This is a genomic window from Stenotrophomonas sp. STEN018 (assembly GCF_056760235.1).
On the sequence record NZ_JBRREK010000121.1, the window covers coordinates 1 to 2,731 of the forward strand.

At 63.1% G+C, this 2,731-nt stretch carries 3 protein-coding genes; 1 reads left to right on the forward strand and 2 read right to left on the reverse strand.

Annotation, left to right across the window (positions count from 1 at the left end):
- Positions 1–164 precede the first annotated feature (164 nt).
- On the reverse strand, positions 165–1,157 hold the full coding sequence (locus ACVOMB_RS20875; protein WP_481532910.1) for a sensor domain-containing protein: 993 nt from the start codon (positions 1,155–1,157) through the stop codon (positions 165–167).
- Positions 1,157–1,519, reverse strand: coding sequence for a PadR family transcriptional regulator (locus ACVOMB_RS20880; RefSeq protein ID WP_296251505.1), 363 nt, complete (start codon positions 1,517–1,519; stop codon positions 1,157–1,159). Before ACVOMB_RS20880 ends, ACVOMB_RS20875 begins: the two co-directional genes overlap by 1 nt.
- A gap of 153 nt (positions 1,520–1,672) precedes the next feature.
- On the opposite strand from ACVOMB_RS20880, the gene ACVOMB_RS20885 reads away from it, so the two are divergent.
- Entirely contained in the window at positions 1,673–2,575 is a 903-nt protein-coding gene (locus ACVOMB_RS20885) for a peptidylprolyl isomerase (protein ID WP_481532911.1), read from the forward strand.
- The last annotated feature ends 156 nt before the right edge of the window (positions 2,576–2,731 follow it).

The following is a 2,731-nucleotide window of genomic DNA, read 5'->3' on the forward strand; positions in this document are numbered from 1 at the left end:
GACTGGCTGGGCATTTCTGCCATCGGGCTTTCTACCAGCTTCGCGTCTGACGCCGCTCCTACAAAGGGGTTTATCTGTAATGCCTCTGCCGAGCATGGCTCGGCACTACAAAAAAACGAGGGCGCCATCGGCGCCCTCGTCTGCATTCCATCATCCCGTCGTGCTTACAGCCGCACCAGCAGATGCTTGGCCATCGCGCCGTGCAATTTGCCAATGCCGCGTGCAAGATGCAGCGTGCCAAACAGCAGCAGCACGCCTGCACCCACCGACACCGGCCACAGCCAGAACGGGTTGCCGACACTGACGCCGTCGATCCAGATCCCCACCGGCAGATTGGAAAACAGCGCTACAGCCGGTGCGAACACCAGCGCCAACGACGTCGACAGCAAGGTCGTTGCCACAGTGAAGTACAGAATGCCCAGCGGCAGCATCAACACGAAATACAGCATGGTCAGCCAGGTGCGGCCGTCCGAGAACATCGCACCGATGCGCTGCATCCAGCCCTGGCTGCGGTCGGTATAGGTTGGACGACGCGGCATGCGCACACCCAACATGGTCTCGATGATGCGCCCTTCAACCAGCGACAACACCCGCACCGAGCCCAGGAACAGCAGCAGGATCGGAATACCGATGATCAGGATCAACAGCGATACCGACAGCGACAAACCGGCGACCACCCAGGTGAAGAAGAAAATGCCGGTGGCCAGCGACAACAGCATGTAGAACAGCGCGCCATAGGTATGCGGGTCCATAGCCACACCGAAGAAACGTGCCCACAAGGAACGCGGTGCAGCTTCGCGAACCGGTGCAACTGCACTTGGCTCCATTGGCGATGCAGTGGCGTCAGCCGCCGCAACCGCCGGCATGACACGTGTCGCCGGCCGCGGTGTGCGCAGCGCGCGATTCACCGTCACTTCGGTTTCGCGGTAGATCTCGGCCACTTCCTCCGGTGCGCCATAACTACCGGCGACACCAGCAATCACCTCGGCCTCGCTCTTGCCTGGCTGCTCGGCCAGCTCCGAGCGCAGGTACTCCTCCGCGTCGTACAGCGCGTCCTGGATCATCGCCAGATCAGCGCCACTCAAGGCAGCGCGCAGCTGGTCCAGATATTCGGGAATCGTCGTCGGCAGCGGTCGCGTGGTGTATTCGGTGTTCATCAGTTGATTCCTTCCAGTACGGACTCGACCGAGTCCCGGGTGGCATTCCACGCTGCGATCCACTGCCGCAACGCGGCGCGGCCATCGTCATTGATGCGGTAGTAGCGCCGCGGCGGTCCGGCCACCGATGGCTCCACGTGACTTTCCAGCAGGCCCGCGCCTTCCAGGTTGCGCAGCACCGGGTACAAGGCGCTCTGCTTGCCGCTGAGCACGCCATCACCAACCCGCTCCAGCTCCTTTGCAATCAGATAGCCGTACAGCGGCTCCGGCGCCTTGGCCAGCACCGCCAGCAAGGCCAGCGACACCGTGCCTGTGCTCAATTCCTTCTGGAACTTGCGCAGATGTGCATCCAATTCAGTCATGGCCCTCACTCCTGCCGACTAGCGTGAAGCAGATACTATTACTTAGTTCGCTATAGTGAATATGCCGGTAGTCACCCCCACCGCAGTCACGGTGCTGGCGGGCCACGCCAGCAATCGCGCAGAATCGGGCCACACCCAACTGGAATGCGCCCGATGACGCTACGTCCCTGCCTGCTTGCACTGGCCTTGTCGCTGTCCCCGCTGCCGCTGCTGGCGGCCGACGCCCCCGCCAAATACCGCAGCGCGCAGGAGATCATCGACGCCGCCCCGGCCAGCGACTGGCACACCCCGGCAGCGGAGAACACGCTGTACATGGATCTGGAAGGCGGCCGCGTCATCATCGAGTTGGCCCCGCAATTCGCCCCCGAGCATGCCGGCAACATCCGTACGCTGGCCAAGGAACACTTCTGGGATGGGCTTAGCGTCTACCGCTCGCAGGACAACTTCGTGGTCCAGTTCGGCGATGCCGATGCGGACGATGCGGCCAAGGCCAAGTCGATGGGTAGCGCCAAGACCCATCTGCCGGCGGAGTTCCAGCGCCCGCTTGAAGGCCTGGCCTTCACCGCCCTGCCCGACCGCGATGGCTGGGCCGCCAGGACCGGCTTCGTTGGCGACTTCGCGGTTGGCAGCGATGGCAAGAATGCCTGGCTGGCGCATTGCTACGGGGCGCTGGGTGCGGGCCGCAACAACGACGAAGACAGCAGCGTTGGTGCAGAACTCTACGTGGTCACCGGCCAATCGCCGCGTCAGCTGGACCGCAACATCACCCTGGTCGGGCGCGTGCTCAAGGGCATGGAACTGCTGAGCACGATCAAGCGCGGCCCCGATCCGATGGGCTTCTACGAAGACCCCGCGCAGCGCACACAGATCAAGGCTATTACCTTGGCCAGCGAACTGCCGGCAGCGCAGCGGGTTAACCTGCAGGTGTTGCGTACCGATTCGAAGACCTTCGCCGATGCGGTGGAAGCGCGGCGTAACCGGGTGGATGGTTTCTACAAGCGCGCCGCCGGCCATATCGACCTGTGCAACATCCCGTTGCCGGTGCGCATCCGGTAAAGAGCATCCAATGTAGTGCCGAGCCATGCTCGGCAGAGGCTTTACCAGCCACCCATCCCGTAGTGCCGAGCCATGCTCGGCAGAGGCTTTACCAGCCACCCATCCCGTAGTGCCGAGCCATGCTCGGCAGAGGCTTTACCGGGAATGCCCATTGCC